General features: G+C 60.3%; 2 tRNA genes and 1 rRNA gene. All 3 read left to right on the top strand.

The window, feature by feature from the left end:
* Window positions 1-153: 153 nt before the first annotated feature.
* Window positions 154-227 (top strand) — tRNA-Ile (locus tag HMPREF6485_RS13055).
* A gap of 13 nt (window positions 228-240) precedes the next feature.
* A tRNA-Ala gene (locus HMPREF6485_RS13050) sits at window positions 241-314 on the top strand.
* Between the two features lie 177 nt (window positions 315-491).
* A 23S ribosomal RNA gene (locus HMPREF6485_RS13045) occupies window positions 492-890 on the top strand; the annotation flags it as partial.

Here is an 890-nt window from a genome sequence, read left to right as displayed (position 1 = left end):
ATGTTCCGGGCCTCCGGGTCCGGGTGTCCTTTCCCCTTTTTCCTGCTGACAGGTCCGTTTCGCCTTCTTGTACGCTCGTCTTTGTCTTTTCGGGAACACACCGAGAGAAAACTGGGAAGCTGGGGCAAGCCCGTCCGGCCGACTCCGTCCTATAGTCCTATAGCTCAGTCGGTCAGAGCGCCACACTGATAATGTGGAGGTCGGCAGTTCAAATCTGCCTGGGACTACCTTCTCCCGCAGGGGGGATTAGCTCAGCTGGCTAGAGCACCTGCTTTGCAAGCAGGGGGTCAACGGTTCGAATCCGTTATTCTCCACACCGCGGCATTCCGCGCCGATCTTTGACATATTGACACAAGCAAGACTGTAAAGTTGACAACCAAGAACCGTCCGCCCCCTTGCGGGATGTTGCGGACGGGTCGCGAACAAACAGAACAGCTGAAAGTATGAGCTGCCGCAGTCCCGGCCCAAGTGCGGGGACATGCGGCTACGGCAAGAAAGTAGTTAAGGGCGCAGGGCGGATGCCTTGGCTCACGGAGGCGACGAAGGACGTGACAAGCTGCGACAAGCCGCGGGTAGGTGCAAGTGACCGTTGATCCGCGGATTTCCGAATGGGACAACCCGCCCGTCTGAAGGACGGGCACTTCCGCCCGGTGCGGAAGGGCCAACCCGGGGAACTGAAACATCTTAGTACCCGGAGGAAAAGAAAATAATCCAATGATTCCCCCAGTAGCGGCGAGCGACCGGGGAGGAGCCCAAACCCGGCGTGTGGCGACGCACGCCGGGGGTTGTAGGACCGCGGTGTTGCACGGCAAGAGCGAGGGGAAGCGGCTGGAAAGCCGCGCCGCAGGGGGTGATAGCCCCGTACCCGAAGCTTGCGCCGGCATAGCGGT

Source organism: Segatella buccae ATCC 33574, assembly GCF_000184945.1.
GTDB lineage: Bacteria > Bacteroidota > Bacteroidia > Bacteroidales > Bacteroidaceae > Prevotella > Prevotella buccae.
This window is presented reverse-complemented; position numbering and strand designations above follow the sequence as displayed.